The sequence below is a fragment of the Pseudomonas sp. B21-036 genome, assembly GCF_024748925.1.
GTDB lineage: Bacteria > Pseudomonadota > Gammaproteobacteria > Pseudomonadales > Pseudomonadaceae > Aquipseudomonas > Aquipseudomonas palmensis.
In genome coordinates this window covers 310,194-336,477 of record NZ_CP087178.1, presented here as the reverse complement: position 1 = coordinate 336,477, position 26,284 = coordinate 310,194, and the positions used below count along the sequence as shown (strand labels likewise).

Below are 26,284 nucleotides of genomic sequence, written 5' to 3'. Positions count from 1 at the left end.
CGCTGACTTCATCGCGGGACAAGCCCGCTGCCACAAACCAGTGGGAGCGGGCTTGACCCGCGATGAAGTCAGCAGTGCTCTACAATGGTGCACAAGGCAGCGCTACCCCTGCACCAACAGCCCATTTTGGTTCAAAAACAGCCTGCAACCTGTTAACCCAGTCATTTTTTGCGCAGCCAAGGCCCGGTTTCAGGGAATTGCGCTTCTTTTCGGAGCCTTGGTTTGGTTCTTGCATTTTCCTGGCATCAGCCGATTACCAGCGCGCGCCACCCTGGCCCCGATCAGGGCGGTACTGTGCCAAAAGAGGTCAACGACGCCCCATGACCATCAGCGATGCACTGCACCGACTGCTACTGGACAACCTGACCACTGCCACCATTCTGCTCAATGCCGAATTGCGCCTGGAGTACATGAACCCGGCAGCGGAAATGCTCCTGGCCATCAGCGGCCAGCGCAGCCACGGGCAGTTCATCAGCGAGCTGTTCACCGAATCGACCGAAGCGCTCAACTCGCTGCGCCAGGCCGTGGAGCACGCGCATCCGTTCACCAAGCGCGAAGCCATGCTCACCGCCCTCACCGGCCAGACCCTGACCGTCGACTACGCCGTCACCCCGATCCTCAACCACGGCCGCACCCTGCTGCTGCTCGAAGTGCACCCGCGCGACCGCCTGCTGCGCATAACCAAGGAAGAGGCGCAGCTGTCCAAGCAGGAAACCACCAAGATGCTGGTGCGCGGCATGGCCCACGAAATCAAGAACCCGCTGGGCGGCATCCGTGGCGCCGCGCAGCTGCTGGCCCGCGAACTGCCCGACAACGGCCTCAAGGACTACACCAACGTCATCATCGAAGAGGCCGACCGCCTGCGTAACCTGGTCGACCGCATGCTCGGCTCCAACAAACTGCCGTCGCTGGCCATGACCAACATCCACGAAGTGCTCGAGCGCGTGTGCAGCCTGGTGGAGGCCGAAAGCCAGGGCGGCATCACCCTGGTGCGCGACTACGACCCGAGCCTGCCCGACGTGCTGGTGGACCGCGAGCAGATGATCCAGGCCGTGCTCAACATCGTGCGCAACGCCATGCAGGCGATCAGCGGGCAGAACGAACTGCGCCTGGGCCGCATCACCCTGCGCAGCCGCGCCATGCGCCAGTTCACCATCGGCCACACCCGCCACCGCCTGGTGGCGCGCATCGAAATCATCGACAACGGCCCGGGTATCCCCGCGGAACTGCAGGACACCCTCTTCTATCCCATGGTCAGCGGTCGCCCGGACGGTACCGGGCTGGGCCTGGCCATCACCCAGAACATCATCAGCCAGCACCAGGGCCTGATCGAATGTGACAGCCACCCTGGCCACACCACCTTCTCGATCTTCCTGCCGCTGGAACAAGGAGCCACTTCTTCATGAGCCGAAGCGAAACCGTCTGGATCGTCGACGACGACCGCTCCATCCGTTGGGTCCTGGAAAAAGCCCTGCAACAGGAAGGCATGACCACCCAGAGCTTCGACAGTGCCGATGGGGTCATGAGCCGCCTGGCCCGCCAGCAGCCGGACGTGATCATCTCCGACATTCGCATGCCCGGTGCCAGCGGCCTGGACCTGCTGGCGCAGATCCGCGAGCAGCATCCGCGTCTGCCGGTGATCATCATGACCGCGCACTCGGACCTGGACAGCGCCGTGGCCTCGTACCAGGGCGGCGCGTTCGAGTACCTGCCCAAGCCATTCGACGTGGACGAGGCGGTGTCGCTGGTCAAGCGCGCCAACCAGCACGCCCAGGAACAGCAGGGCATGGCCGAGCCCCAGGCGCTGACCCGCACCCCGGAAATCATCGGCGAAGCGCCGGCCATGCAGGAGGTGTTTCGCGCCATCGGCCGGCTCAGCCATTCCAACATCACCGTGCTGATCAACGGCGAATCGGGCACCGGCAAGGAGTTGGTGGCCCACGCCCTGCACCGTCACAGCCCGCGCGCCGCCTCGCCGTTCATCGCGCTGAACATGGCGGCGATTCCCAAGGACCTGATGGAGTCCGAGCTGTTCGGTCATGAAAAGGGCGCGTTCACCGGCGCGGCCAACCTGCGCCGCGGGCGTTTCGAGCAGGCCGACGGCGGCACGCTGTTTCTCGACGAGATCGGCGACATGCCGGCCGACACCCAGACCCGCCTGCTGCGCGTGCTGGCCGATGGCGAGTTCTACCGGGTGGGCGGGCATGTGCCGGTGAAGGTGGACGTGCGCATCATTGCCGCCACCCACCAGAATCTGGAAACCCTGGTGCAGGCCGGCAAGTTCCGTGAAGACCTGTTCCACCGCCTGAACGTGATCCGCATCCACATCCCGCGCCTGGCCGACCGCCGCGAAGACATCCCGACCCTGGCCCGGCACTTTCTGGGGCGTGCGGCGCAGGAGCTGTCGGTGGAGCCCAAGCTGCTCAAGCCGGAGACCGAGGAGTTCATGCGCAACCTGCCGTGGCCGGGCAACGTGCGCCAGCTGGAGAACACCTGCCGCTGGATCACGGTGATGGCCTCGGGGCGCGAGGTGCATATCGGCGACTTGCCGCCGGAGCTGCTGAACCTGCCGCAGGACGCGGCGCCGGTGACCAACTGGGAGCAGGCGCTGCGCCAGTGGGCCGACCAGGCGCTGAGCCGTGGCCAGTCGAACCTGCTGGACAGCGCAGTGCCGAGTTTCGAGCGGATCATGATCGAGACGGCGCTCAAGCACACCGCCGGGCGGCGGCGCGATGCAGCGGTGCTGCTGGGCTGGGGGCGCAACACCCTGACGCGCAAGATCAAGGAACTGGGCATGAAGGTCGACGGCGGGGACGACGAGGGCGACGACGAGGCCTGACTCAGGGGCCTTTTCGCCGGCAAGGCCGGCTCCTACAAACGCCGCCGAACCTGTAGGAGCCGGCCTTGCCGGCGAACAGCTTGCCCCATTGCTGCACCATGCCTGCCCCCGCTGCACCGCCTGAAGGCAAAAACACCCCTCACAACCGCATCAAACCCAGCAAAACCCCAGGTTCCATTGCCCCAGGCCAACTTGGCACACCCCCTGCATATACCTAAGCACAACCCAGTTTTGGGGACCTTGGTACAGGCAGGCCGGGGAATCCCCTCTTTTATTCGTGCAGTTTCACCTGCACCCTCCAGCGGCCCTGCACCGGCTCGCCGGCCCAGTCGCCGCGCAGCGGCCGGGCCGCCACCAGGCTCAGCAACAGGCCCTGGTCGCTGTTCTGCAGGCGCCAGCTCACGGGCTTGCCCGCCAACTGCAACTGACCCTTCTGGCTCCGCCCACTGGCCTGGAACACCAACGCCAGCGTGCCCTCGACCTCCTCGCCATGCAGTTGCGGCTCTTCGTTGAACCACAGGTTCAGGCCATCGGCCACCACCTCCACCCGCTCCAGTACCCGTGGTTCAGGCGCGGTGAGGCGGCCGATCATCAGGCCTACCAGCATGCCGAACAGGGCCATGGAGAACAGCACCCGCGGCCACAGTTTCGAACGCGGGTCCGGTTCGGGGGTAGAATGCTCGTCATCTTTATGCTCGGAGCCGTGCATGTTTCACGTCATCCTTTTTCAACCGGAAATTCCACCGAATACCGGCAACATTATACGGCTGTGCGCCAACAGCGGCTGCCAGCTGCACCTGATCGACCCGATCGGCTTCGAACTGGACGACAAGCGCCTGCGCCGTGCGGGCCTGGATTACCACGAGTACGCCACCCTCAAGCGCCACAGCGACCTGCCCAGCTGCCTCGAGAGCCTGGGCAACCCGCGCCTGTTCGCCTTCACCACCAAGGGCTCGCGGCCGTTTCACGACGTGGCCTTCGCCCCCGGCGACGCCTTTCTGTTCGGCCCCGAAAGCCGTGGCCTGCCGCCCGAGGTGCTCGACCCGCTGGGCAGCGACCAGCGCCTGCGCCTGCCCATGCGTGAAGGCTGCCGCAGCCTGAACCTGTCCAACACCGTGGCCGTGGCGGTGTACGAAGCCTGGCGCCAGCAAGGTTTTGCCTGAGGCATGAAAAAAGCGCCCCGAAGGGCGCTTTCAACGTACCGCAGTCAGCTTACTGCAGCGAAGGCGCTTCGCCTGCTTCCTGCATGCGCTGCATCTCTTGCGCGTACAGGGCATCGAAGTTCACCGGCGACAGCATCAGGGCCGGGAACGAACCACGGGTCACCAGGTTGTCCAGCGCTTCACGCGCATACGGGAACAGGATGTTCGGGCAGAACGCGCCCAGGGTGTGGCTCATCGAAGCCGGGTCGAGGTTCTTGATCAGGAAGATACCCGCCTGCTGAACTTCGGCGATGAAGGCAACCTCCTCACCGTTCTTGACCGTGACCGACAGGGTCAGCACGACCTCGTGGAAGTCGCCTTCCAGGCCTTTCTGCTTGGTGTTCAGGTCCAGCGCGACGCTCGGTTCCCACTGCTGGCGAAAGATCGCCGGGCTTTTCGGCGCTTCGAACGACAGGTCACGCACATAGATGCGCTGCAGGGAGAATTGCGGGGAGCTTTCGTCGGCTGCCGCAGCGCCGTTGTTCTGTTCTTCAGTCATGACAGATCCTTCTTTGCAGGGTCTTGTAGGGAATTCAGGCCTTGAGCAGCGCGTCGAGCTTGCCGGCGCGCTCAAGGGCAAACAGGTCGTCGCAACCGCCGACGTGGGTGCTGCCGATCCAGATCTGCGGCACCGAGGTGCGGCCGGCCTTCTGGCTCATCTCTGCGCGCAGCTGGGGCTTGCCATCGACCTTGATCTCTTCGAAGGCCACACCTTTGCTGGACAGCAGCTGCTTGGCACGCGAGCAGTAAGGGCAGTAGTCGCTGGAGTAGACGATGACGTTGCTCATGTCACTTCACCAGCGGCAGGTTGTCGGCCTTCCAGCTCGACACGCCGCCCGACAGCTTGGCGGCGTTGAAGCCGGCCTTGAGCAGGTCGCGGCACACGGCGCCGGCATGCTGGCCCAGGTTGTCGACCACGATCAGGGTCTTGGTCGCCTTGTGCTTTTCCAGCTCGCCGATACGCGCGGCGAACTTGTCCTGCGGGATGTTCAGCGCACCGACGATGTGCCCGGCGGAGAACTCCTTGCTGGCACGGATATCGATGACCAGGCCCTTGTCGGCGTTGACCAGCGCGGTCAGTTCGCCGTTGCTCAGGCTGCGGCCGCCCTTGCGCGCTTCGGTGACGATCAGCAGGACCAGCAGAACGACGAAGATACCAACCAGCAGATAGTGAGATGTCGCGAATTCGATCAGGTGAGCAACCATCAGAGGGTTCCGGGCCGTTAAAAATGATGGGCAGTATACACAGCACCCAAGGCCGGCCAAAGCCCACCGGCACTGGTTGTCGACAGTAATTCTCATTGCCGGGCTGCTACCCGTCGGGCGGCAATGGCGGGCGCGCAAGGTTAATTCGTCACTGCTGACCAATTTGCCCTAAAATGCGTGTCTTTATCACCTGACAAAAGCGCGAGTGGGATAGATGACTAGCACGCCAAAACCCTTGGTCCTGATCATCCTGGATGGTTTCGGTCACAGCGAAAGCCACGAATACAACGCCATCTATTCGGCCACCACGCCGGTTTACGACCGCCTGCGCGCCACCCAGCCGCACGGCCTGATCTCGGGCTCGGGCATGGACGTGGGCCTGCCCGACGGGCAGATGGGCAACTCCGAAGTCGGCCACATGAACCTGGGTGCCGGGCGCGTGGTGTACCAGGATTTCACCCGCGTGACCAAGGCCATCAAGGATGGCGAGTTCTTCCAGAACCCGGTGCTGTGCGACGCCGTGGACAAGGCTGCCGGTGCCGGCAAGGCCGTGCACATCCTCGGCCTGCTGTCCGATGGTGGCGTGCACAGCCACCAGGACCACCTGGTGGCCATGGCCGAACTGGCCGCGCAACGTGGCGCCGAGAAGATCTACCTGCACGCCTTCCTCGACGGCCGCGACACCCCGCCCAAGAGCGCACAGTCTTCCATCGAACTGCTCGACGCCACCTTCGCCCGCCTGGGCAAGGGCCGCATCGCCAGCCTCATCGGCCGTTACTTCGCGATGGACCGCGACAACCGCTGGGACCGCGTCAGCGCCGCCTACAACCTGATCGTCGACAGCACCGCCGAATTCAGCGCCAGCACCGCCACCGCCGGCCTTGAAGCCGCCTATGCACGCGGCGAGAGCGACGAGTTCGTCAAGGCCACCCGCGTGGGCGAGGCCGTCAGGGTCGAGGACGGCGACGCGGTGATCTTCATGAACTTTCGCGCCGACCGCGCCCGCGAGCTGTCGCGGGTATTCGTCGAGCCGGACTTCAACGAGTTCCCGCGCGCACGCCTGCCCAAACTGGCCGCCTATATCGGCCTGACCCAGTACTCGGCCAAGATCGCCGCCCCGGCGGCGTTCGCCCCAGGCAGCCTGAACAACGTACTGGGCGAGTACCTGGCCAAGAAGGGCAAGACCCAGCTGCGCATCGCCGAAACCGAAAAGTACGCCCACGTCACCTTCTTCTTCTCCGGCGGGCGCGAAGAACCGTTCGAAGGCGAAGAGCGCATCCTGATCCCGTCGCCGAAGGTCGCCACCTACGACCTGCAGCCGGAAATGAGCGCGCCGGAGGTCACCGACCGCATCGTCGAGGCCATCGAACAGCAGCGCTATGACGTGATCGTGGTCAACTACGCCAACGGCGACATGGTCGGCCACAGCGGCGTGTTCGACGCTGCGGTCAAGGCCGTGGAGGCCCTGGACCTGTGCGTGGGCCGCATCGTCGAGGCCCTCGACAAGGTGGGTGGCGAAGCGCTGATCACCGCCGACCACGGCAACGTCGAGCAGATGGAAGACGCGTGCACCGGCCAGGCCCACACCGCCCACACCACCGAGCCGGTGCCGTTCATCTATGTCGGCAAGCGCAACCTCAAGGTGCGTGAAGGCGGCGTGCTGGCGGACGTGGCGCCGACCATGCTCAAGCTGCTGGGCCTGGAAAAACCGGCCGAAATGACCGGTACTTCGATTCTCGTAGACGTCTGAACGGCACGCCCCACGCTGCACGGTTCAAGCTGCAGGAGCCAGCGCCACGTGCGCTGCGCCTCTTGCGGCGTGCAGCTTGAAACAGGCAGCTGAATCGCATCCCGCTTGAAGGTCGTTTTTTTTGATCGCCATGGCGGGCATACTAGGCCAGTCTCCATCCTGGGTTCCGCCTACTCCATGCTTCGCGCACTTATCCTCATAGCCCTGACCTGCCTGTTCGGCCCGGCATTCGCCGACGAGCGCGCGCAAACCCAGCAGCAACTGGACGCCACGCGCCAGGACATTGCCGAGCTGAAAAAGCTGCTTGGCCAGTTGCAGCAGGAAAAGTCCGGCGTGCAGAAAGACCTGCGCGGCACCGAAACCGAAATCGGCAAGCTGCAAAAGCAGGTGGAGGCCCTGCAGCAGGAACTAAAAAAGACTGAAGGCGAGCTGGAGCGCCTCGACAAAGAGAAAAAAAAACTCCAGAGCGCCCGCGTTGAACAGCAACGCCTGATCGCCATCCAGGCCCGTTCGGCCTACCAGAACGGTCGCGAGGAATACCTCAAGCTGCTGCTCAACCAGCAGAACCCCGAGAAGTTCGCGCGCACCCTCACCTATTACGACTACCTGAGCCAGGCCCGCCTGGAGCAGCTGCGCAGCTTCAACGAGACCCTGCGCCAGCTGGCCAATGTGGAAAAGGACATCGCCCTGCAGCAGGCCCAGTTGCTGGCCCAGCAAGGCACCCTCGAAACCCAGCGCCAGGACCTGGAAAAGGTCCGCGCCGAGCGCCAGCAGGTGCTGGCCAAGCTCAACAGCGACGTCAAAGCGCGCGACCAGAAGCTGGCCGCCCGCGAACAGGACCAGGCCGACCTCGCCCAGGTGCTCAAGACCATCGAGCAGACCCTGGCACGCCAGGCACGCGAAGCCGAAGAGGCGCGTCAGCGCGCCCTGCTGGCCGCCCAGGAAGCCGAGAAGCAGCGCCAGCGCGAAGCCCTGGCCGCCAACCAGGACGCCACCCCGAAAAAGCCCAGGGCAGTGCCCGGGCCGCTGGTTTCCAGCGACGGCGCAACCTTCGGCGGCGCTTTTTCTGCAGCACGGGGCAAACTTCCATGGCCGGTCAATGGTCGATTGCTGGCACGTTTTGGTGAAACCCGCGGCGACGACTCGCGGGCCAAGTGGGACGGGGTGATGATCAGCGCCTCCGCCGGCAGCCAGGTACATGCGGTGCATGGCGGGCGCGTGGTGTTCGCCGACTGGTTGCGCGGCGCCGGACTTCTGGTCATTCTCGACCATGGCAACGGCTACCTGAGCCTGTACGGGCACAACCAGAGCCTGCTCAAGAATGCCGGCGACGTGGTCAAGTCGGGCGAGGCGATCTCCACCGTCGGCAACAGCGGCGGCCAGGACACCGCCGCCCTGTACTTCGCGATTCGCCAGCAAGGCCGCCCGAGCGACCCGACACAATGGTGCCGTGCCCAGGGATAGGGGCACATCGTTCATTTCACGCTAGCCCCGCCAACCGGTGCCAGCGACGCTCCCCCGGGGGCAAAACCAGGATCAGGAGTTCGTTCGACATGCTGCATACGCCTCGCCTTACCTCGCTGGCCCTGACCATTGCCCTGGTCATCGGCGCGCCACTGGCCCACGCGGCCGAGCCTGCCAAGCCAGCCACGGTGGCACCGACCACGGTCACTGCCCAGGCGCCGCTGCCGCTGGAAGAGCTGCGCACCTTCGCCGAGGTGATGGACCGCATCAAGGCCGCCTATGTCGAGCCGGTGGACGACAAGACCCTGCTCGAAAACGCCATCAAGGGCATGCTCAGCAACCTCGACCCGCACTCCGCCTACCTGGGCCCTGAAGACTTCCAGGAGCTGCAGGAGAGCACCAGCGGCGAGTTCGGCGGCCTGGGCATCGAAGTGGGCATGGAGGACGGCTTCGTCAAGGTGGTATCGCCCATCGACGACACCCCGGCCTCGCGTGCCGGCATCGAGGCGGGCGACCTGATCGTCAAGATCGACGGCCAGCCGACCCGCGGCCAGACCATGACCGAGGCGGTCGACAAGATGCGCGGCAAGATCGGCCAGAAGATCACCCTGACCCTGGTGCGCGACGGCGGCACGCCGTTCGACGTGACCCTGGCCCGCGCGGTCATCCAGGTCAAGAGCGTCAAGTCGCAGCTGCTCGAGGACGGCTACGGCTATATCCGCATCACCCAGTTCCAGGTCAAGACCGGCGAAGAGGTAGGCAAGGCCCTGGCCAAGCTGCGCAAGGACAACGGCAAGAAACTGCGCGGCCTGGTGCTGGACCTGCGCAACAACCCCGGTGGCGTGCTGCAGGCCGCCGTCGAAGTGGCCGACCACTTCCTGACCAAGGGCCTGATCGTGTACACCAAGGGCCGCATCGCCAACTCCGAACTGCGCTTCTCGGCCGACCCGGCCGATGCCAGCGAAGGCGTGCCGCTGGTGGTGCTGATCAACGGCGGCAGCGCCTCGGCCTCCGAGATTGTCGCCGGCGCCCTGCAGGACCAGAAGCGCGGCGTACTGATGGGCACCGACAGTTTCGGCAAGGGCTCGGTACAGACCGTGCTGCCGCTGAACAACGACCGCGCCCTGAAGATCACCACCGCGCTGTACTACACCCCCAACGGCCGCTCGATCCAGGCCCAGGGCATCGTGCCGGACATCGAGGTGCGCCGCGCCAAGATCACCAGCGAGCAGGACAACGACAACTTCAAGGAAGCCGACCTGCAAGGTCACCTGGGCAACGGCAACGGCGGCGCCGACCGGCCTTCGGGCAAGGCCGCGAGCAAGAAGGACCGTCCGCAGGACGACGACTTCCAGCTCAGCCAGGCGCTGAACCTGCTCAAGGGCCTGAGCATCACCAGCGGCAAGTGATGCGCTATCTGCTGTTCGCCCTGCTCTGCCTGGCCGGTACCGCACACGCGGCACCGGCCAAGGCCTACCTCACGCTGATCATCGACGACCTGGGGCAGAGCCCTGCGCGAGATGCGCGCACCTTGGCCCTGCCCGGCCCGGTCACCCTCGCGATCATGCCCGATACCCCGCACGCCACCGCGTTCGCCCGCCAGGCGCACAAGGCCGGCAAGACGGTGATCCTGCACATGCCCATGGACCCGGCCACCGGCCCCTACGCCTGGCATCCGGACACCCCGCTGCCGGAGCTGGAACAACGCCTGGGCGCGGCCCTGGCCAAGGTGCCCTATGCCAGCGGCATCAACAACCACATGGGCAGCCGCATGACTGCACAGCCGGTGCCCATGGCCTGGCTGATGGGCGAGTTGCAGCGCCGCCATCTGTTCTTTGTCGACAGCCGCACCAGCGCCGCCACGGTCGCTGCGGCCAAGGCGCAGGAACAGGGGCTGGCAAGCCTGTCGCGGGATGTGTTCCTGGATGACGTGCGCACCCCCGAGGCGATTGCCGGGCAACTGCGCATCGCCGTGGAGCTGGCGCGCCGGCAGGGCTCGGCTGTACTGATCGGCCACCCCTACCCGCAAACCCTGGAGGTGCTCGAACGCGAGCTGCCTCGCCTGAAGGCGCAGGGCATCGAGTGGGTCGAGATCCACCAGATGATTGCCCTGCGCAGCAACCAGGCGATGGCGGCCCATGGTGCCGGCGGGCGCTATCGCGCCAGCGCCGGCGGCCAGTGAGGCGCCTACGCCAGGGGGCGTAGCGGAAACCAGCCCTTGATGAAGGCCGGGGTGAGGTCGGCGCGCCAGATCACGCCCATCTTGCCGGTGGTTTTCGCCTCTTCGAGCAGGTCGGCATAGCCTTTGGTGCGTTGCGCCTCCAGTTTGATGTGGCCCTTGCTGAACGCTGCCGTGGGCGTGTCCAGGGCAGGATAGTGCAGGTGCACGTACCATTTGTCGCCGCCCGCCACACGCACTTCGTACTCGTCGATGAAGTCGCCGGCCGCCAGGGCCTTGCGCGGCGCCTTGAATTCGATGTGCAGTTGCTTGCGCTCCCACAGATACAGCAGGTTGCGCGCGGTGGGCTTCTGCGCCTTGCACATGCTCAGGCGCAGGGCATCGGCTGCGTCCCTGAGCCCCTGGGCCTCCTGGCGCAGCTGGGTAACGGTGGCCTGCTCGGCATCGGGCAGGCCGCTGTGGCGCTCGAAGTCATCCGCCACGCGGATCAGCCGATCGGCCAGGATGGTCAGCGGGAACACGATATCCCCCGGTTGATGCCCGCTGCCGGACAACCCCTGCTGCTTGGCCTTGAGCGGGGCGACCTGATCGAGCACCTGGCGCGCCTCGCTGCGCAGGGCCTTGCGCGGCTTGAGGCCGACCGGCGTGGCGGGCAGTACGGTCTTGATCGGGTTCCAGTCATCGCCGCCGTGCTCGCGGTAGGACGCCACGATGCGGTGGTTGGCATCCTCGATATCCACGATCGGCACCGGCTCGCCGGGCGATGGCGCCCGTACCCGCCCCACCACCACCCGGCGGGTACGCGTGACGATCACCTTGCGCTTGCGCGTCGGCCGGGGCGTCGTGCTGGTGGCCGGCACCGTGACCAGGCTGTCCAGTTCTGCCCTGGCGCTGGCATCGAGCTCGTCGAGGGTCTGCACGAACGCCGCCAGATAGTCCTTGCCGGGCACCGGCGCGAACAGGTCGCCCACATACTGGGCAACCGCCTTGGCCCGCGAGTAGCAGTGCGAGGCCTCGCGCAGCACCTGGATGCGCTCCTGGGGCGTGAACTCCTGGGCATCGATGCCCAGCTGCTCATGCGAAAGCACCCCGGCGACGATGTCCGGGTCCAGCAGCAAGTCCTTGTAGAACGGGCGCTGGGTGGCGTCCGCGATACGCGTGTCCAGGCTCATGTAGCCGAGGATTTCCAGGTAGGCCGTGCGGATGCGCTGGGCGCTGAACACCTTGAGCTCTTCACGCTTGGCCTCGCCATAGCGGATGATCTCGTCGGCCGTGGCCTTGACCGCCGGCTCGCGGCGAACCTCCTCGACCAGGGCGCTGCAGGCCTCGGCCTGCTCCAGGGCCAGCAGGTGGAACGTCTCGTTCTGCGTGTTGGCCTCCAGCAACGCGGAAAACGGCTGTGCGGTATCACCCAGGGTGACCTGGAACGCATTCTCGATCCAGGCATCGTGCAACGAGATCTTGAACTGCTTGCTGTGGTACTGGGCCTGCAACTGCAGGCGCGCCTGGAAGTTCATCCTGAAGTTCAGGTTCAGCGCCTTGCTGTAGTCGGCCGCAGTGATATGGCCGTAGAAATCCGCCAGTTTCAGGGTTTCGCGGGCTTCGAGGGTGGTGCGCAGCAGGTCCTTGGCCACCTCGATGAAGGCGTCCTGCTCGACCTTGAGTGCCTGCTCGGCCACTTGCGCACGCGTGCGTGCCTGCTTCATCGCTACCAGCCGGGTCGCCGTGCGATCGAGCTGGTACTCGCGCTGGGCCTTGAACATCGGGTCGAGCAAGGCGTTGAGCTCGTTGACCTTGGGGGTCATGGCCACAATGCGCCTGAGGCAATCCTGCTGCGCCGACTCCAGCGTTGCGTTGAGCTGCTGAAGCTGCAGCCTGTTCTGCGCCTTCTTCTCCTGCAGGCTCATGCGCTTTTTCGGCCCGCCCCCGCGCAGCCCCAGGCGCAGGTCCAGTTGCCAGCTGCCTTCGCTGCTGCGCCGCAGCCACGGGCCACGGCGGCTGCTGTCGAGGGGGTCGACGATGCAGAAGCGCCCCTCCACCTCCAGCACGCGGTACCAGCGGTCATCGAGTTTTACATGCGCTTGCCCGTCGATCAGCACCAGGCCGCGGCGCTCCCCCGTCTCGATCAGGCCGGTCGGCTCCTGGCCGGGCGTGACCTGCATCGGGCGCAGGAACGCACGCAGCTCGGGCGTCGCTTCGTTGCGCATGCCGCTCCAGGAGAAGTCCATGGCTGTCGGCAACGCACCGGCACTGCGCAGTTGCGGGCCCAGGGGTTGCTGCACCGGTACCAGCACGCCGGTCACTGGCAGCTCGCCGCGCACCGGCAACGTTTGCTGCAGCATCGAGGGCTGCACCTTGATCGGCGTCGCGCGCGCCATGCCGACCTCCCCGGCCCCGTGCATGAACACCGTGCTCAGGTTGAACAGCAGGTCGACCACGGCCTGGGCGCGCGTGGTGTCATCCCCCTCGCGCAGCGCCTTGAAGTCGCTGTCCAGGCTGCTGACCAGTTGCACCAGCCATCCGGCCACAGCTGTCGGCCCACGCAGGTAGGGCAGCGCGATATTGAACAGCAGCCAGCCCGCCTCCTTGAAGCGCAGCCAGCGATCTTCGGCGTTGGATACCGATTGCCGGTCACCCAGGGTGATCAGCGCATCCACCGTACTGGTGTAGAAATGCGCCAGCAGGTCACCGGTCAGCGCAGCGCCGCCAAGACGCGGCACGTTCGCCCCCGGCACAGCCACCGGTTCATCCACCGTGATACCCAGGTGAGGGTTGGCAAAGCCGCCATTGGCATAGATGCGCCGGGCGTCCCGTCCCATCCAGCTCAGCACGCTGGCTTGCAGCTCGGGCTCCTCGAGGGCCTTGAACAATGCAGCCTCGCTGGCAAATTCGCGCAGCAGGGGCTCGAACAGCGGTCGGTACAGCACGCGCTCGGGCCTGCCGGGCAGGGCGAACACGAACATATTGTCGACCACGTCGGGGCTGGCCCCTTCGCCACTGAGGAAGGTCAGCGGGCGCACCTCGACCCGGTCGGTCTGGTCGGTGCTCATGGCGTAGTCCACGCAGCGCAGGCCCTGGCGGGTGAAGCCCTGCTCGCCCCTGATCCGGTACTCCAGCGCCAGCAATGGCAGTTGTGCGCGCAGCGTGTCGGCGAACAGCTGCCGACGCTCGTCGGCCTGGCGTGCATCGGTGCGCATGGCCTGTTCGATTACTGCCAGGTAGTTGGCCCCGACATCCACGGCGGTGATGAGTGTCATCACATACTCGGCGCTCAGCCATGCGGCGATCTCGTCGCCATCGGCATGGGCAATGCTCATCGGGCCCTTGGGCAGGCCGGACAGGTTTTCCAGCGCGGCATCCACCAGCAGCAGCCTGACCGTCTCGACGAAGCCGAAGCCACCCTGGCCATAGGGCACCTGGAAGGTCAGCACCAGCTTGTAGGGGTCGTAGGTCGGACCGTCCGGTTGATCTGCCGCCATGCGCTCGCCCAGCGCCTTGGCGGCATAGTCGCGCAGGGTCGGGATACCGTGGTCATAGGCCTTGCCGGCATTGTGCTGGTGCGCCAGCGCCATGCTCAGCCATTGCATGCGGTAGTCCAGGTAATCGGCCCCCGAAGCCTGCTTGAGCCATGCCGGCAGCTGGCCAAGCACCTGGGTGTCGGCAAGCGTCGGCACGAATGCCCGGTTGCCGGCCAGGCGCGCAGCCACATCGGACACCGTGGCAAACAACCCCTCGAGCTCAGTCACCGACTGCCCGCCCAGGCGCAGCGCCTGCACATCGCGCAGTTGCTGATCGAGCAACGCCTCGGCCTGGACCCTGAACGGATTGCCTTCGACCTCCAGCAACTGCCACTGCAGCCCGACCAGCCGATAGGCGCCTTCGAGTTCGTCGGTCAACGCCTCGCCGAACGCCTTCAGCGAGGCGTGGGCGCTGACCTGACCTGCGGGCGTACAGCGCAGCACCTGCTCGCCGCGGACCAACACCAGATCGCTGAGCAGCATCTGCGTGCTGGTCAGGCTGGCGTCGAGCTGCAGTTGCACCAGGTACACCCGCACGGCCTGCTCGCCCTGGGCCTGACGCAGCGACCAGCGTGGCCATTGCAGCACCTGGCCCAGCATCCCGGCCCAGGCCTGTTTGCCGCCGGCGTGTGGCACCAGGGCCTGGGCCAGGGTTCTGGCCAGCCAGCTCAGGCGCGGAACGCCTTCACTGCCCCTGGCCTGCCAGTAGTTCATCAGGGCCCGCTGGAACTCGGCCACGATGCCGTCGGCAAACACCTTGATCATTTCGCGCAGGGTGTCCGCATCAAGTGCATGGCCCTGCAGCTTGAGTTTCACTGCGTCGGCCTGGCCCAGAAAACCGGACAAGCCACCCGCATGCATCTGCAACGGTTCCCAGGTGCACAGGTTGTCCAGTGCAGCGTCCAACAGCGGGCGTACCTGATAGAACTGCGCGCTGCTGTCGGGCACGTACAAACGCAGCGCCTCCACATCGGCGGACAGCCCGGGGAAGTACTCGCGCAGCAAACGCTCCAGCAGCGTGACGCTGGCGCTGCGCAGGGTCGGGCGGCTGGCGAACTGCTCGGCCACCATGGCTGCGAGGGCATTGTCGGGTTCGGGCGTGGGCAGGTCTTGCAGGATATGCAGTGGCATCTAACACCTTCCATGAGTGATCGGGCTGTGCAATTCACAGCGACGATCCATCACAGCAGCCCGGTGCATGGCCGCGGCACTACATAGTTAGGCGCTTACAGGTAGCGGGCGAAGGTGGCGTCGACGAAGCCTTCGTCGCGCAACTGGTCCAGGCTGTGCTGGAGCTTTTCCACCACCGCATCGGGTACCTGGCGGTTGAGTGCCAGGTACAGCTGGGCGCCGTTGAAGCGCAGCACGGTCTTGAGCTGGGTGATGCCGATCTGGCGGGCCAGGTAGCGCCCGGCGGGGTCACCGGTGGCCCACAGGTCGATCTGGCCTTCGAGCAGCTTGCGCGCGTTGTCCTGGTCCCGCAGCACGGTGATCGGCTTGAGCCCCTTGCTGCTCAGGTGCTGGGCGATGGCATCGCCTTTATAGGCACCGATCCGGTAGCCGCGCGCGTCGCCGAGGTGTTCGAGGGTGATGGGGCTGTCGGGGCGGGCCAGCAGAATCCAGTCGTCGGGGCCCAGCGGCCCGACCCACTTGAAGAGCTTTTCGCGGTCGGGTTGGCGGGCCATCACGAACACACCGTGATTGGGGCTGTTCAGGGCCTGCTGGTACACGCGTTCCCACGGGAAGCGCAGGGTCATGCTGTAGGGGATGGCGGCGCGCTTGAACATCTCGCGAACCAGGTCGGCGGCGATGCCCTGGATCTTGTCTTCGCGGGCGAAGTTCTTGCCGTCGCTGGCCATGTTGTAGGGCGGGAAGTTTTCGGTGAGCAGCACCATCGGGTCCGCGGCGCGGACGGTGGCAGCGAGGGAGAAGAGGCTGACGAGCACGACGAGCAAGCGTGTGAACATAGGATGGACCCGATTCCCTGGCGATGTGCCTGCATTACCTTAACAGCAAATGCTTCGCCGGCAAGGCCGGCTCCTACAGGTTCGCTGCAGTGTAGGAGCCGGCCTTGCCGGCGAATGCGGCCGCTCAGCGCACGCAGATGCCGCGCTGCGCCATGTAGGCCTTGGCTTCAGGCACTGTGTACTCGCCGAAGTGGAAGATGCTGGCCGCCAGCACTGCGCTGGCATGCCCTTCCAGGATGCCGTCGGCCAGGTGCTGCAGGTTGCCCACACCACCGGAGGCGATCACCGGAATGCCCAGCGCGTCGCTGATGGCGCGGGTCACGCCCAGGTCGAAGCCGCTCTTCATGCCGTCCTGGTCCATGCTGGTGAGCAGGATCTCGCCCGCGCCCAGGCCTTCCATCTTCTTCGCCCACTCCACCGCATCCAGCCCGGTAGGCTTGCGCCCGCCGTGGGTGAAGATCTCCCAGCGCGGGGTTTCGCCCGGGCCGGAGACCTTCTTGGCATCGATGGCAACCACGATGCACTGCGAGCCGAAATGCTGCGCGGCCTCGCCCACGAACTCGGGGTTGAACACCGCTGCGGTGTTGATCGAGACCTTGTCGGCACCGGCGTTGAGCAGGTTGCGGATATCCTGCACGGTGCGCACGCCACCGCCCACGGTCAGCGGAATGAACACCTGGCTGGCCATGCGCTCGACGGTATGCAGCGTGGTGTCGCGGCCATCGACGCTGGCAGTGATGTCGAGGAAGGTGATCTCGTCGGCACCCTGCTCATCGTAGCGACGGGCGATTTCCACCGGGTCGCCGGCATCACGGATGTTCTCGAACTTGACGCCCTTGACCACTCGACCGTTGTCGACGTCCAGGCAAGGGATGATGCGTTTGGCCAGCGCCATGCCGTTCTCCTCAGCCTTTGTAGCTGTCGCAGAAGGCTTGCGCCTCGGCCACATCCAGCGTGCCTTCGTAGATCGCACGGCCGGTGATGGCGCCGATGATCCCCGGTGCCCTGGCGTCGAGCAGGGCCTTGATGTCACCCAGGTTGTGGATGCCACCGGAGGCGATCACCGGGATCTTGGTGGCGGCAGCCAGGGCGGCGGTGAACGGCACGTTGCAGCCTTGCATCATGCCGTCCTTGGCGATGTCGGTGTAGACGATCGCCGAGACGCCATCGGCCTCGAAACGCTTGGCCAGGTCGATGACCTGCACCGAGCTGACCTCGGCCCAGCCGTCGGTGGCCACGAAGCCGTCCTTGGCGTCCAGGCCCACGATCACCTTGCCGGGGAACGCACGGCAGGCTTCGGCCACGAACTCGGGTTGCTTGACCGCCTTGGTGCCGATGATCACGTAGCTGACGCCGGCCTTGACGTAGTGCTCGATGGTTTCCAGCGAGCGGATGCCGCCGCCGATCTGGATCGGCAGGTTCGGGTAGCGCTTGGCAATGGCAGTCACCACCTCGCCGTTGACCGGCTGGCCTTCGAAGGCACCGTTCAGGTCGACCAGGTGCAGGCGGCGGCAACCACCGTCGACCCATTTGGCGGCCATGCTCACCGGGTCATCGGAAAATACCGTGGAATCTTCCATGCGGCCTTGGCGCAAACGTACGCAAGCACCGTCCTTGAGATCGATAGCGGGAATAATCAGCATCTGGGGAACCTGTCTATTCGGTAAACAGTGAGCTCGGGAAGTCAGTTCTTCTCGAGCGACCACAAGTCGCTTTCAATGCTTTCGAACCTCTCTTTGAGGTGCGCCTGCACATCGAAAATCGCCCTGTTGTAGTAATGCGGTGCAATCTCCTGGCTGAACAGCTCCAGCACTTCAGCCACCTCGAACGAACCCAGCTCAAGCTCGAAGCGGTCTTCGAGAAAACGCTTGAGCTTGGCCAGCGCCTCGCGCTCTTCTTCAGGCGCGAGGGTGAGGATCGGCCGCTTGGCGCGGGACTTGCCCATTACCGGCGACCATCCCAGCCGGCGAAGTTCTGCAGCAGCTGCAGGCCATGGGTATGGCTCTTCTCCGGGTGGAACTGCACGGCAAAGCGCGAGCCGTCGGCCAGCGCGGCGGCAAAGTCGACGCCATAGTGACCACTGCCCGCCACCTGCGCCGCGTTGGCGGCGGTGATGTAGTAGCTGTGCACGAAGTAGAAGCGCGCACGGTCGGGGATGTCGTGCCACAGCGGGTGGTCGATGGCCTGGGATACTTCGTTCCAGCCCATGTGCGGCACCTTAAGGTGCTCGCCGTCCTCGTGCAGGCCCTTGCCGAAGAAGCGCACATTGCCCGGGAACAGGCCGATGCAATCGACGCCGTCGTTCTCTTCGCTGTGGTCGAGCAGGGCCTGCATACCCACGCAGATGCCGAGGAAGGGGCGGTCCTGGCTGACTTCACGCACCAGGCTGTCGAAGCCCAGGCGGCGAATCTCGGCCATGCAGTCGCGGATCGCGCCCACACCCGGGAACACCACGCGGTCAGCCTCGCGGATCACCGCAGCATCGCTGGTGATCAGCACCTTGCCGGCACCCACGTGCTCCAGGGCCTTGGCCACCGAGTGCAGGTTGCCCATGCCGTAGTCGATAACGGCTACCGTCTGCATTACAGGCAGCCCTTGGTCGACGGCATCTGGCCGGCCATGCGTTCGTCCAGCTCGATGGCCATGCGCAGTGCGCGGCCGAAGGCCTTGAACACGGTCTCGATCTGGTGGTGGGTGTTGTGCCCGCGCAGGTTGTCGATGTGCAGCGAGACGTTGGCGTGGTTGACGAAGCCCTGGAAGAATTCCTGGAACAGGTCGACGTCGAAACCGCCCACGGTGGCGCGGGTGAAGGGCACGTGCATCTCCAGGCCCGGGCGGCCGGAGAAGTCGATGACCACGCGCGACAGCGCCTCGTCCAGCGGCACGTAGGCATGGCCGTAGCGACGGATGCCCTTCTTGTCGCCGATGGCCTGGTTGAATGCCTGGCCCAGGGTGATACCGACGTCTTCGACGGTATGGTGATCGTCGATGTGCAGGTCGCCCTTGCACTCGATGTCCAGATCGATCAGCCCATGTCGGGCGATCTGGTCGAGCATGTGTTCGAGGAAAGGCACACCGATATCGAATCGGGCCTTGCCGCTGCCATCCAGGTTAATCGAGGCCTTGATCTGGGTTTCCAGAGTATTGCGCTCGACGCTAGCCGTACGTTCGACCATCACCAGCTCCGCAAAATCATTGGGCGAAAAAGGTGTCCATTATAGGCCTAGATACGCGTGGCTTGGAACGAAGAAGACAGTTGGCGGGGAATTTGCGTCAGCAGTACCGGCCTCATCGCGGGTCAAGCCCGCTCCCACACGGTCAGCAGAGATCCTTGTAGGAGCGGGCTTGACCCGCGATGCCTTTAATGGAACAGCACCGCAGTCTTCTGCAGGGTCACCCACACCCCCCACGCCAGCGGAACGCCCACCACCAGCCACGCGGCAATCACCAGCGGCCGGCTGCCCGGCGCGGCCTTCCACTCCAGCACGGTGCTGCCATTGGCGCCCTTGTCGTGCCCCAGCGCCTGTTCGGCCGCCAGTTGCGCATCGGTCATGAAGTACTTGTCGGCCACCGGCCGCACCAGCGCGTTGCACAAAAAGCCCAGCGCCAGCAGCCCGGCCAGGATGTACAGGGTCATGTCATACGCCGCCGCCCGCTCCACGCCCATCTCCAGCTGATATTCGCGCAGGTAGGTGATCAGCACCGGGCCCAGCACCCCGGCTGCCGCCCAGGCGGTCAGCAGGCGACCGTGAATGGCGCCCACCATCTGCGTGCCGAACAGGTCGGCCAGGTACGCCGGCACCGTGGCGAAGCCGCCACCGTACATCGACAGGATGATGCAGAACGCCGCCACGAACAGCGCGATGTTGCCCAGGTGGCCCATGTTCGGGATCAGCGCATACAGCGCCACGCCCAAGGCGAAGAAGGCAAAGTAGGTGTTCTTGCGCCCGATGTAGTCGGAGAACGAGGCCCAGAAGAAACGCCCGCCGATGTTGAACAGGCTCAGCAACCCGGTGAAGCCGGCGGCAATGGCGGCAATCTGCGCCAGTTGCGTGGCATCCAGCTGGCTGAAGCTCAGGTCGTTGCCCAGTAGCTTGCCGGCGAACACTTCCTGCAGCAGCGGCGAGGCCATGCCCAGAATGCCGATGCCGGCCGACACGTTAAGGCACAGCACCAGCCAGATCAGCGCGAACTGCGGCGTCTTCCACGCCACGCTGACGTGCACGTGACGGTGCGTGATCATCGCGTTGCCGGCCTTTTTCTGCGGCGCGCTCCAGCCTTCGGGCTTCCAGCCGGTGGGCGGCACACGGTAGGCCAGGGCGCCGCCGAGCATGAACACGAAGTAGATCAGCGCCATCACCACGAAGCTCTGCCACACGCCCACCCCGTCAGGGCCGGCGAAGTGGCTCATCAGCGCCGCCGCCAGTGGCGCGCCGACCATGGCGCCGCCGCCAAAGCCCATGATCGCCATGCCGGTGGCCATGCCGCGCTTGTCCGGGAACCACTTGATCAGCGTCGATACCGGCGAAATGTAGCCCAGCCCCAGGCCGATACCGCCGATCACGCCACTGCCCAGCCACATCAGCCACAGTTGGTGGGTGTACACCCCCAGCGCCGACATCAGCAGGCCACCGCACCAGCACAGGGTCGAGACCACCCCGGCCTTGCGCGGCCCGGCATGCTCCAGCCAGCCGCCCCAGATGGCCGCCGAACAGCCGAGGAACACGAAGAACAGCGTGTAGATCCAGCTCAGCATCGAGATCGGCCAGTCGCACTCGGCGGTGAACAGGCGCGCCACGAAGCTCATCTCCGGCGCACACGCCACCGGCGCACTGATACCGATGGCCTGCGACAGCGGCAGCCAGAACACCGAAAAGCCATAGGCCATGCCGATGCACAGGTGAATGGCCAGGGCCGCCGGTGGCACCAGCCAGCGGTTGAAACCGGCCCTGGCGACAATGCGTTCCTTGGACAGGAAGCCGGGCGTACTGGCGATGCCGCCCACCGTAGTGCTGCTCATTGTTGTTCCCCTCGTGATATGGATGCTCCACCGACCAGGCCTGCTGCCTGCGACTTTGGCTGCCAGGGGCAGCACGTCGTTTATCTGGCAACCGGCCCTTTGACGCGACAATCGGCCGCAACGGGACCGTGGAGGCGCGAGAGAGTACCATTCGCCGCTCTCGCTGAAATTAGGCTGATACTGTGGTTTTTGCGAAAACTGATACCCCCGTGTCAGGAACTGCCCCGCCGGTTGCTGTCCAAACCCGGGTCGCGCCGCGCCCGCGCGCCCTGCACGGGGCTATACTCTGCGGCTGAATTTTACAATCGGACTACAAGGACTCGCCCATGAAAGCGTTCGGCAAAATCCTGGGGCTGGTGATACTCGGGTTGTTGCTGATCATTGTGGCGCTGGGCTTTGCCCTGACCCACCTCTTCGATCCCAACGACTACAAAGACGAGATCCGCCAGCTGGCACGCGACAAGGCCCACGTCGAGCTGACGCTCAACGGCGACATCGGCTGGAGCCTGTTCCCGTGGCTGGGGCTGGAACTGCACGAGGCGAGCATCGCCACGCTCAACAATCCCAAGGTGCCATTCGCCGACCTGCAGATGCTCGGCCTGTCGGTGCGCGTACTGCCGCTGCTGCGCCGTGAAGTGCAGATGAGCGACGTGCGCGTCGAGGGCCTTAACCTGACCCTGGCCCGCGACGAGCACGGCCACGGCAACTGGGAAGACATCGGCAAGCCGCTGCCGGCCGCCACCCCGGCTGCACCGGCCGAAGGCAGCGCCGGCGCACCCGCCCCAGGCGAGGCCCCGGCCAAGCCGGCCGCCGCCGAGCGCCCGGTCAAGCTGGACATCGACAGCCTCACCGTGAACAACGCCAAGGTGCAGTACAGCGATGCGCAAAGCGGCCAGAGTTTCAGCGCCGAGAGCATCCAGCTGAGCACCGGCGCGGTTCACGAAGGGGTCAACATTCCGCTGACCATGACCGCCTTCTTCAGCGCTGGCCAGCCGGCCCTGCGCGCCCGCACCGAGCTCAAGGGCGAACTGCGCTTCGACCGTGCGCTCAAGCGCTACCAGTTCGAAGACATGAAGCTCAGCGGCGAAGCCTCCGGCGAGCCGCTGCAGGGCAAGACCATGACCTTCGCCGCCCAGGGCCAGTTGCTGGTGGACATGGCCGCGAACGTCGCCGAATGGAACGGCCTGAAGCTGTCGGCCAACCAGCTGCGCGCCCTGGGCGAGCTTAACGTGCGTGACCTGAACAGCACGCCCAAGCTCACCGGCGGCCTGTCCATCGCCCAGCTCGACCTGCGCACGTTCCTCGACAGCGTCGGCGTGGCAGTGCCACCGATGGCCGATGCCGCCACCCTGGGCAAGTTCGAGCTGGTCAGCCGCCTGGAAGGCAGCCCCACCCGCCTGGCCCTGGAAGACCTGGCAGTGAAGCTCGACGACAGCACCTTCACCGGCCGCCTGGCGGTGGATGACTTCGCCAAGCAGGCCCTGCGCGTGCAGCTAAAAGCCGACACGTTCAATGCCGACCGCTACCTGCCGGCCAAGAGCGAGGCCGCCACCGGCGCCAAGGCCGCGCGCCAGGCCGAGGTGCAGCAGAATGAAGCCGGTGCGCTGGCCGGAGCCGGCACCACACCGCTGCCGGACGCACCCACCAAGACCGCCTGGAGCACCGACAAGCTGCTGCCGGTGGACCGCCTGCGCGTACTCGACCTGCAGGCAGACCTGAGCTTCGGCGTGCTCACCCTTGAACAGCTGCCTATCCAGAACGCCGTGCTCAAGGCCCGTGGCCAGGGTGGCCTGATCACCCTGGACACCCTGCAGGGCGGCCTCTACAACGGCGACTTCGCTACCAAGGGCACCCTCGACGTGCGCCCTGCGGTACCGCAGATCGGCCTGAGTACCCAGGTCAACCGCGTACCGGTGGAGCACTTCATCAAGAGCCAGACCGACACCCCGCCGGTCAAGGGCCTGCTGACCCTGAGCAGCAACCTGACCGGCAGCGGCAACAGCCAGAAGGCGCTGATCGACACCCTCAATGGCAACGCCAGCTTCGTCATCAACAACGGTGTGCTGGTCAATGCCAACCTCGAGCAGCAGCTGTGCCAGGGCATCGCCACCCTCAACCGCAAGGCCCTGAGCGGGGAACCGCGCGGCAAGGACACCCCGTTCCAGGAACTCAAGGGCAGCCTGGTGCTGCGCAACGGCGTGGCCAGCAACCCGGACCTGAAGGTGCGCATCCCGGGCCTGACCGTCAACGGCCACGGCGACCTCGACCTGCGCGTGCTGGGCATGGACTACCGCGTGGGCGTGATCGTCGAGGGCGACAAGCGCGACATGCCCGACCCGGCCTGCCAGGTCAACGAGCGCTACGTGGGGCTGGAATTCCCGCTGCGCTGCCGTGGCCCGCTGGAGCTGGGTGCCAAGGCCTGCCGCGTGGACAAGGACGGCCTGGGCAAGCTGGCCGGCAAGGCGCTGGGCAACAAGCTGCAGGAAAAGCTCAACGAAAAGCTGGGTGACAAGGTCAGTCCCGAACTCAAAGACGCACTCAAGGGCCTGTTCAAACGATGAATCCCGAGCAGTTTTCCAGCGCCGTGCTGGAATGGTACGACCGTAACGGCCGCCACGACCTGCCCTGGCAACAGGGCATCACCCCGTACCGGGTGTGGGTGTCGGAGATCATGCTGCAACAGACCCAGGTGAGCACCGTACTCAACTACTTCGGGCGCTTCATGCAAGCCCTGCCCAGCGTCGAGGCCCTGGCCGCGGCGCCGGAGGACGAGGTGCTGCACCTGTGGACCGGGCTGGGCTACTACACCCGCGCGCGCAACCTGCAGAAGACCGCGAAGATCGTGGTGGAACAGTACGCCGGCCAATTCCCGCGCGATGTCGAGAAGCTCACCGAGCTGCCCGGCATCGGCCTGTCCACTGCCGGGGCAATCGCCAGCATCAGCATGGGCCTGCGTGCGCCGATCCTGGACGGCAACGTCAAGCGCGTGCTGGCCCGCTACACCGCGCAGGAAGGCTACCCGGGCGAGCCCAAGGTGGCCAAGGCGCTGTGGGCCAACGCCGAGCGCTTTACCCCCCACAGCCGGGTCAACCACTACACCCAGGCGATGATGGACCTGGGCGCCACCCTGTGCACGCGCAGCAAGCCCAGTTGCCTGCTGTGCCCGCTGGAGCGCGGCTGCGAGGCGCACATGCTCGGCCAGGAGATCCGCTACCCGATCCCCAAGCCGCGCAAGACCCTGCCCCAGCGCAGCACACTGATGCCGCTGCTGGCCAACAACGAGGGCGCCATCCTGCTGTACCGGCGCCCGTCCAGCGGCCTGTGGGGCGGTTTGTGGAGCCTGCCGGAGCTGGACAGCCTCGACGACCTGAAACACCTGGCCGAGCAGCACGGGGTGAACCTGGGCGAGCCCGTGGCGCTGGACAGCCTGACCCACACCTTCAGCCACTTCCAGCTGGCGATCCAACCCTGGCTGGTGCCGGTGGCCCCCCAGGGTGACCACGTGGCCGAGGCCGACTGGCTCTGGTATAACCTCGCCACCCCGCCGCGCCTGGGCCTTGCTGCCCCGGTCAAGAAACTGCTCAAACGCGCGGCCCACGTATTGAATGCAGGAGAGTCGTCATGACCCGCACCGTAATGTGCCGCAAGTACAAAGAAGAGCTGCCTGGCCTGGAGCGCCCGCCGTATCCCGGCGCCAAGGGCCAGGACATTTTCGAGCATATCTCGCAGAAGGCCTGGGCCGACTGGCAGAAGGAACAGACCATGCTGATCAACGAGAAGCGCCTGAACATGATGAACGCCGAGGACCGCAAGTACCTCCAGGGCGAGATGGACAAGTTCTTCTCCGGCGAAGAATACGAGAAGGCCGAAGGCTACGTGCCGCCTGCCGAATAACCCCGGAAATTCGTAAGCGACGGAATTAATTTAATAAATTTTCAAAAAGTCGTTGACGCAAATCCAAAAAACGCTTTTAATGCGCCCCGTTGCCCAGATAGCTCAGTCGGTAGAGCAGGGGATTGAAAATCCCCGTGTCGGCGGTTCGATTCCGTCTCTGGGCACCACTAATACCGAAAAGCCCCAAGCGAAGTGATTCCTTGGGGTTTTTTATTGCCTGCGATTTGGTGCTCGCCAGGTCGTCACCTTCGCCGGCCAGGCCGGCGCCTACCAGGGTTCATGGATGAAAAGGCTTGTGATGACGGCGCTTGCGCTGGTGTGCCTGAACGGTTGCGTCGGCTTCAAGTCCGCCTCGCCCCAGACCCGCGTCGAAAAGACCGACACCTACCGCCAGTTGCTCGGCCGTGATATCACCCCGCACATCACCCGCACCGAACGTTCCGAAGCCACCCGGGAATGGTGCGGCATCAGCCTGTGGCTGGTGGTGCTGCCCGTGCCGCTGAAGCTGCCGGTGTGCTCGACCTACACCGAAGCCGCGTTCGGCCACGACAGGTTCGGCGACGAGCGCGTGCTGATGTACACCACCCACAGCGTCGACAAGAACCCCTACCTCAATGCCTGCGGCCCGTTCATGTTCCTGGCGCCGATCATGCACGGCTATGAAGGCAATGCGCTGTGCGGGCGGCTGCCCTAGCGGCACGCCCCTGCTGCACGCGGCGACACAGGCTTGGGTTTGCCGAGGGAGTGAGGTTCAATAGCGCCACGCATCACCTTCTTTCAAGGATTACCCGCAATGGCTTCCAGCAGCAAACAGCAAAAACGCGCCAAGCGCGCCGCCAGCAAGGCCCGCGAGAACCGCATGGTACGCAGCGGCCAGGCGGTCAAGAGCAGCGGCGAGAGCGCCAGCGCCAGCGTCGAGCAGGTGTTCACCAAGGCCATGGAATCGGGCAGCTACACCGCGCTGTTCGAGAAGATGAAACAGGCCCAGGACACCGGCCTGGCCTCGATGATTGCCGTGTTCCTGGTCGACCCGCTGCTGGCCCTGGTGCTCAAGGGGCACAAGGAAGAACACTCCACCGACTACATCTGCAAGGTGTTCTGCGCCTACCGCCACTGGCTGGACGGCACCGAAGAGGCCCAAGCGATGCAGTGGCTGGAGAGCGACGAGTTCCAGGACGCCTATGTGCAGGCGTCGGAGATCGTCTCCAAGCAGAAGAAATTCGGTTGAGCAACGACCCGGGCTGC

Annotated in this window: 24 protein-coding genes and 1 tRNA gene; 13 read left to right on the top strand and 12 right to left on the bottom strand. The window is 65.3% G+C overall.

Going from position 1 to position 26,284, the window contains the following annotated elements; translation table 11 throughout:
• Window positions 1-320: 320 nt before the first annotated feature.
• Both glnL and ntrC read left to right on the top strand, forming a co-directional pair.
• Window positions 321-1,406: a nitrogen regulation protein NR(II) gene (gene glnL, locus LOY33_RS01570; RefSeq protein WP_043862193.1), complete on the top strand. Its 1,086-nt coding sequence runs from the start codon at window positions 321-323 to the stop codon at window positions 1,404-1,406.
• Window positions 1,403-2,839, top strand: a complete 1,437-nt coding sequence (ntrC, locus tag LOY33_RS01565; protein ID WP_043862194.1) for a nitrogen regulation protein NR(I) — start codon at window positions 1,403-1,405, stop codon at window positions 2,837-2,839. Before glnL ends, ntrC begins: the two co-directional genes overlap by 4 nt.
• A gap of 271 nt (window positions 2,840-3,110) precedes the next feature.
• Here the strand turns inward: ntrC and LOY33_RS01560 are convergent, their stop codons facing one another.
• Window positions 3,111-3,548: a hypothetical protein gene (locus tag LOY33_RS01560; protein WP_058541653.1), complete on the bottom strand. Its 438-nt coding sequence runs from the start codon at window positions 3,546-3,548 to the stop codon at window positions 3,111-3,113.
• Between LOY33_RS01560 and LOY33_RS01555 the strand changes: the two genes are divergently transcribed.
• Window positions 3,547-4,002 carry a tRNA (cytidine(34)-2'-O)-methyltransferase gene (locus LOY33_RS01555; RefSeq protein WP_043862196.1) on the top strand — a complete coding sequence of 152 codons (456 nt, stop codon included), beginning with the start codon at window positions 3,547-3,549 and terminating at the stop codon, window positions 4,000-4,002. The genes LOY33_RS01560 and LOY33_RS01555 overlap by 2 nt on opposite strands.
• Before the next feature lie 49 nt (window positions 4,003-4,051).
• Here the strand turns inward: LOY33_RS01555 and secB are convergent, their stop codons facing one another.
• The 3 genes from secB to LOY33_RS01540 are packed head-to-tail and all read right to left on the bottom strand — an operon-like array spanning window position 4,052 to window position 5,247.
• The gene (gene secB / locus LOY33_RS01550; RefSeq protein WP_043862197.1) at window positions 4,052-4,540 is read right to left on the bottom strand and encodes a protein-export chaperone SecB; all 489 of its coding nucleotides are present in this window, start codon (window positions 4,538-4,540) and stop codon (window positions 4,052-4,054) included.
• Window positions 4,541-4,574: 34 nt separating this feature from the next.
• Window positions 4,575-4,829, bottom strand: a complete 255-nt coding sequence (gene grxC, locus LOY33_RS01545) for a glutaredoxin 3 (RefSeq protein ID WP_043862198.1) — start codon at window positions 4,827-4,829, stop codon at window positions 4,575-4,577.
• A 1-nt stretch (window position 4,830) separates the two neighbouring features.
• Window positions 4,831-5,247 (bottom strand): rhodanese-like domain-containing protein, encoded by a 417-nt coding sequence (locus tag LOY33_RS01540; RefSeq protein WP_043862199.1) that lies wholly within the window; start codon window positions 5,245-5,247, stop codon window positions 4,831-4,833.
• A gap of 214 nt (window positions 5,248-5,461) precedes the next feature.
• On the opposite strand from LOY33_RS01540, the gene gpmI reads away from it, so the two are divergent.
• From gpmI to LOY33_RS01520, 4 genes are all read left to right on the top strand, one after another.
• The gene (gene gpmI / locus LOY33_RS01535) at window positions 5,462-6,997 is read left to right on the top strand and encodes a 2,3-bisphosphoglycerate-independent phosphoglycerate mutase (RefSeq protein WP_043862200.1); all 1,536 of its coding nucleotides are present in this window, start codon (window positions 5,462-5,464) and stop codon (window positions 6,995-6,997) included.
• Window positions 6,998-7,174: 177 nt separating this feature from the next.
• On the top strand, window positions 7,175-8,461 hold the full coding sequence (locus LOY33_RS01530) for a murein hydrolase activator EnvC (protein ID WP_043862201.1): 1,287 nt from the start codon (window positions 7,175-7,177) through the stop codon (window positions 8,459-8,461).
• Window positions 8,462-8,550: 89 nt separating this feature from the next.
• The gene (locus LOY33_RS01525; RefSeq protein WP_043862202.1) at window positions 8,551-9,870 is read left to right on the top strand and encodes a S41 family peptidase; all 1,320 of its coding nucleotides are present in this window, start codon (window positions 8,551-8,553) and stop codon (window positions 9,868-9,870) included.
• Window positions 9,870-10,643, top strand: coding sequence for a divergent polysaccharide deacetylase family protein (locus LOY33_RS01520; RefSeq protein ID WP_123753324.1), 774 nt, complete (start codon window positions 9,870-9,872; stop codon window positions 10,641-10,643). The genes LOY33_RS01525 and LOY33_RS01520 overlap by 1 nt, the downstream gene beginning before the upstream one ends.
• A gap of 5 nt (window positions 10,644-10,648) precedes the next feature.
• On the opposite strand, the gene LOY33_RS01515 is transcribed toward LOY33_RS01520, so the two are convergent.
• The 8 genes from LOY33_RS01515 to LOY33_RS01480 form a co-directional block, all read right to left on the bottom strand.
• The gene (locus LOY33_RS01515) at window positions 10,649-15,289 is read right to left on the bottom strand and encodes a hypothetical protein (protein ID WP_258660847.1); all 4,641 of its coding nucleotides are present in this window, start codon (window positions 15,287-15,289) and stop codon (window positions 10,649-10,651) included.
• Window positions 15,290-15,384: 95 nt separating this feature from the next.
• Window positions 15,385-16,125, bottom strand: coding sequence for an ABC transporter substrate-binding protein (locus LOY33_RS01510; protein WP_054915786.1), 741 nt, complete (start codon window positions 16,123-16,125; stop codon window positions 15,385-15,387).
• 124 nt (window positions 16,126-16,249) lie between these two features.
• Window positions 16,250-17,020, bottom strand: coding sequence for an imidazole glycerol phosphate synthase subunit HisF (gene hisF, locus LOY33_RS01505; protein WP_043862206.1), 771 nt, complete (start codon window positions 17,018-17,020; stop codon window positions 16,250-16,252).
• Between the two features lie 10 nt (window positions 17,021-17,030).
• Complete coding sequence (gene hisA / locus LOY33_RS01500; protein ID WP_043862207.1) at window positions 17,031-17,768, bottom strand: 1-(5-phosphoribosyl)-5-[(5-phosphoribosylamino)methylideneamino]imidazole-4-carboxamide isomerase; 738 nt, start codon at window positions 17,766-17,768, stop codon at window positions 17,031-17,033.
• Window positions 17,769-17,809: 41 nt separating this feature from the next.
• The gene (locus tag LOY33_RS01495; protein ID WP_043862208.1) at window positions 17,810-18,070 is read right to left on the bottom strand and encodes a DUF2164 domain-containing protein; all 261 of its coding nucleotides are present in this window, start codon (window positions 18,068-18,070) and stop codon (window positions 17,810-17,812) included.
• Complete coding sequence (hisH, locus tag LOY33_RS01490; RefSeq protein WP_043862209.1) at window positions 18,070-18,708, bottom strand: imidazole glycerol phosphate synthase subunit HisH; 639 nt, start codon at window positions 18,706-18,708, stop codon at window positions 18,070-18,072. The genes LOY33_RS01495 and hisH overlap by 1 nt, the downstream gene beginning before the upstream one ends.
• Complete coding sequence (gene hisB / locus LOY33_RS01485) at window positions 18,708-19,301, bottom strand: imidazoleglycerol-phosphate dehydratase HisB (protein ID WP_043862210.1); 594 nt, start codon at window positions 19,299-19,301, stop codon at window positions 18,708-18,710. The genes hisH and hisB overlap by 1 nt, the downstream gene beginning before the upstream one ends.
• Before the next feature lie 185 nt (window positions 19,302-19,486).
• A complete protein-coding gene (locus LOY33_RS01480) occupies window positions 19,487-21,145 on the bottom strand; it encodes an OFA family MFS transporter (protein ID WP_116052510.1) in 1,659 nt (552 codons plus the stop codon).
• A gap of 326 nt (window positions 21,146-21,471) precedes the next feature.
• Between LOY33_RS01480 and LOY33_RS01475 the strand changes: the two genes are divergently transcribed.
• The 6 genes from LOY33_RS01475 (at window position 21,472) to LOY33_RS01450 (ending at window position 26,267) form a co-directional block, all read left to right on the top strand.
• Entirely contained in the window at window positions 21,472-23,706 is a 2,235-nt protein-coding gene (locus LOY33_RS01475; RefSeq protein ID WP_088514667.1) for an AsmA family protein, read from the top strand.
• Entirely contained in the window at window positions 23,703-24,770 is a 1,068-nt protein-coding gene (gene mutY, locus LOY33_RS01470; RefSeq protein WP_123753327.1) for an A/G-specific adenine glycosylase, read from the top strand. The genes LOY33_RS01475 and mutY overlap by 4 nt, the downstream gene beginning before the upstream one ends.
• Window positions 24,767-25,039 carry an oxidative damage protection protein gene (locus LOY33_RS01465; protein ID WP_043862214.1) on the top strand — a complete coding sequence of 91 codons (273 nt, stop codon included), beginning with the start codon at window positions 24,767-24,769 and terminating at the stop codon, window positions 25,037-25,039. The genes mutY and LOY33_RS01465 overlap by 4 nt, the downstream gene beginning before the upstream one ends.
• A 91-nt stretch (window positions 25,040-25,130) precedes the next feature.
• A tRNA-Phe gene (locus LOY33_RS01460) sits at window positions 25,131-25,206 on the top strand.
• A 116-nt stretch (window positions 25,207-25,322) separates the two neighbouring features.
• Window positions 25,323-25,733, top strand: coding sequence for a hypothetical protein (locus LOY33_RS01455; RefSeq protein ID WP_054915790.1), 411 nt, complete (start codon window positions 25,323-25,325; stop codon window positions 25,731-25,733).
• 99 nt (window positions 25,734-25,832) lie between these two features.
• A complete protein-coding gene (locus LOY33_RS01450; RefSeq protein ID WP_043862216.1) occupies window positions 25,833-26,267 on the top strand; it encodes a hypothetical protein in 435 nt (144 codons plus the stop codon).
• Window positions 26,268-26,284: the final 17 nt, after the last annotated feature.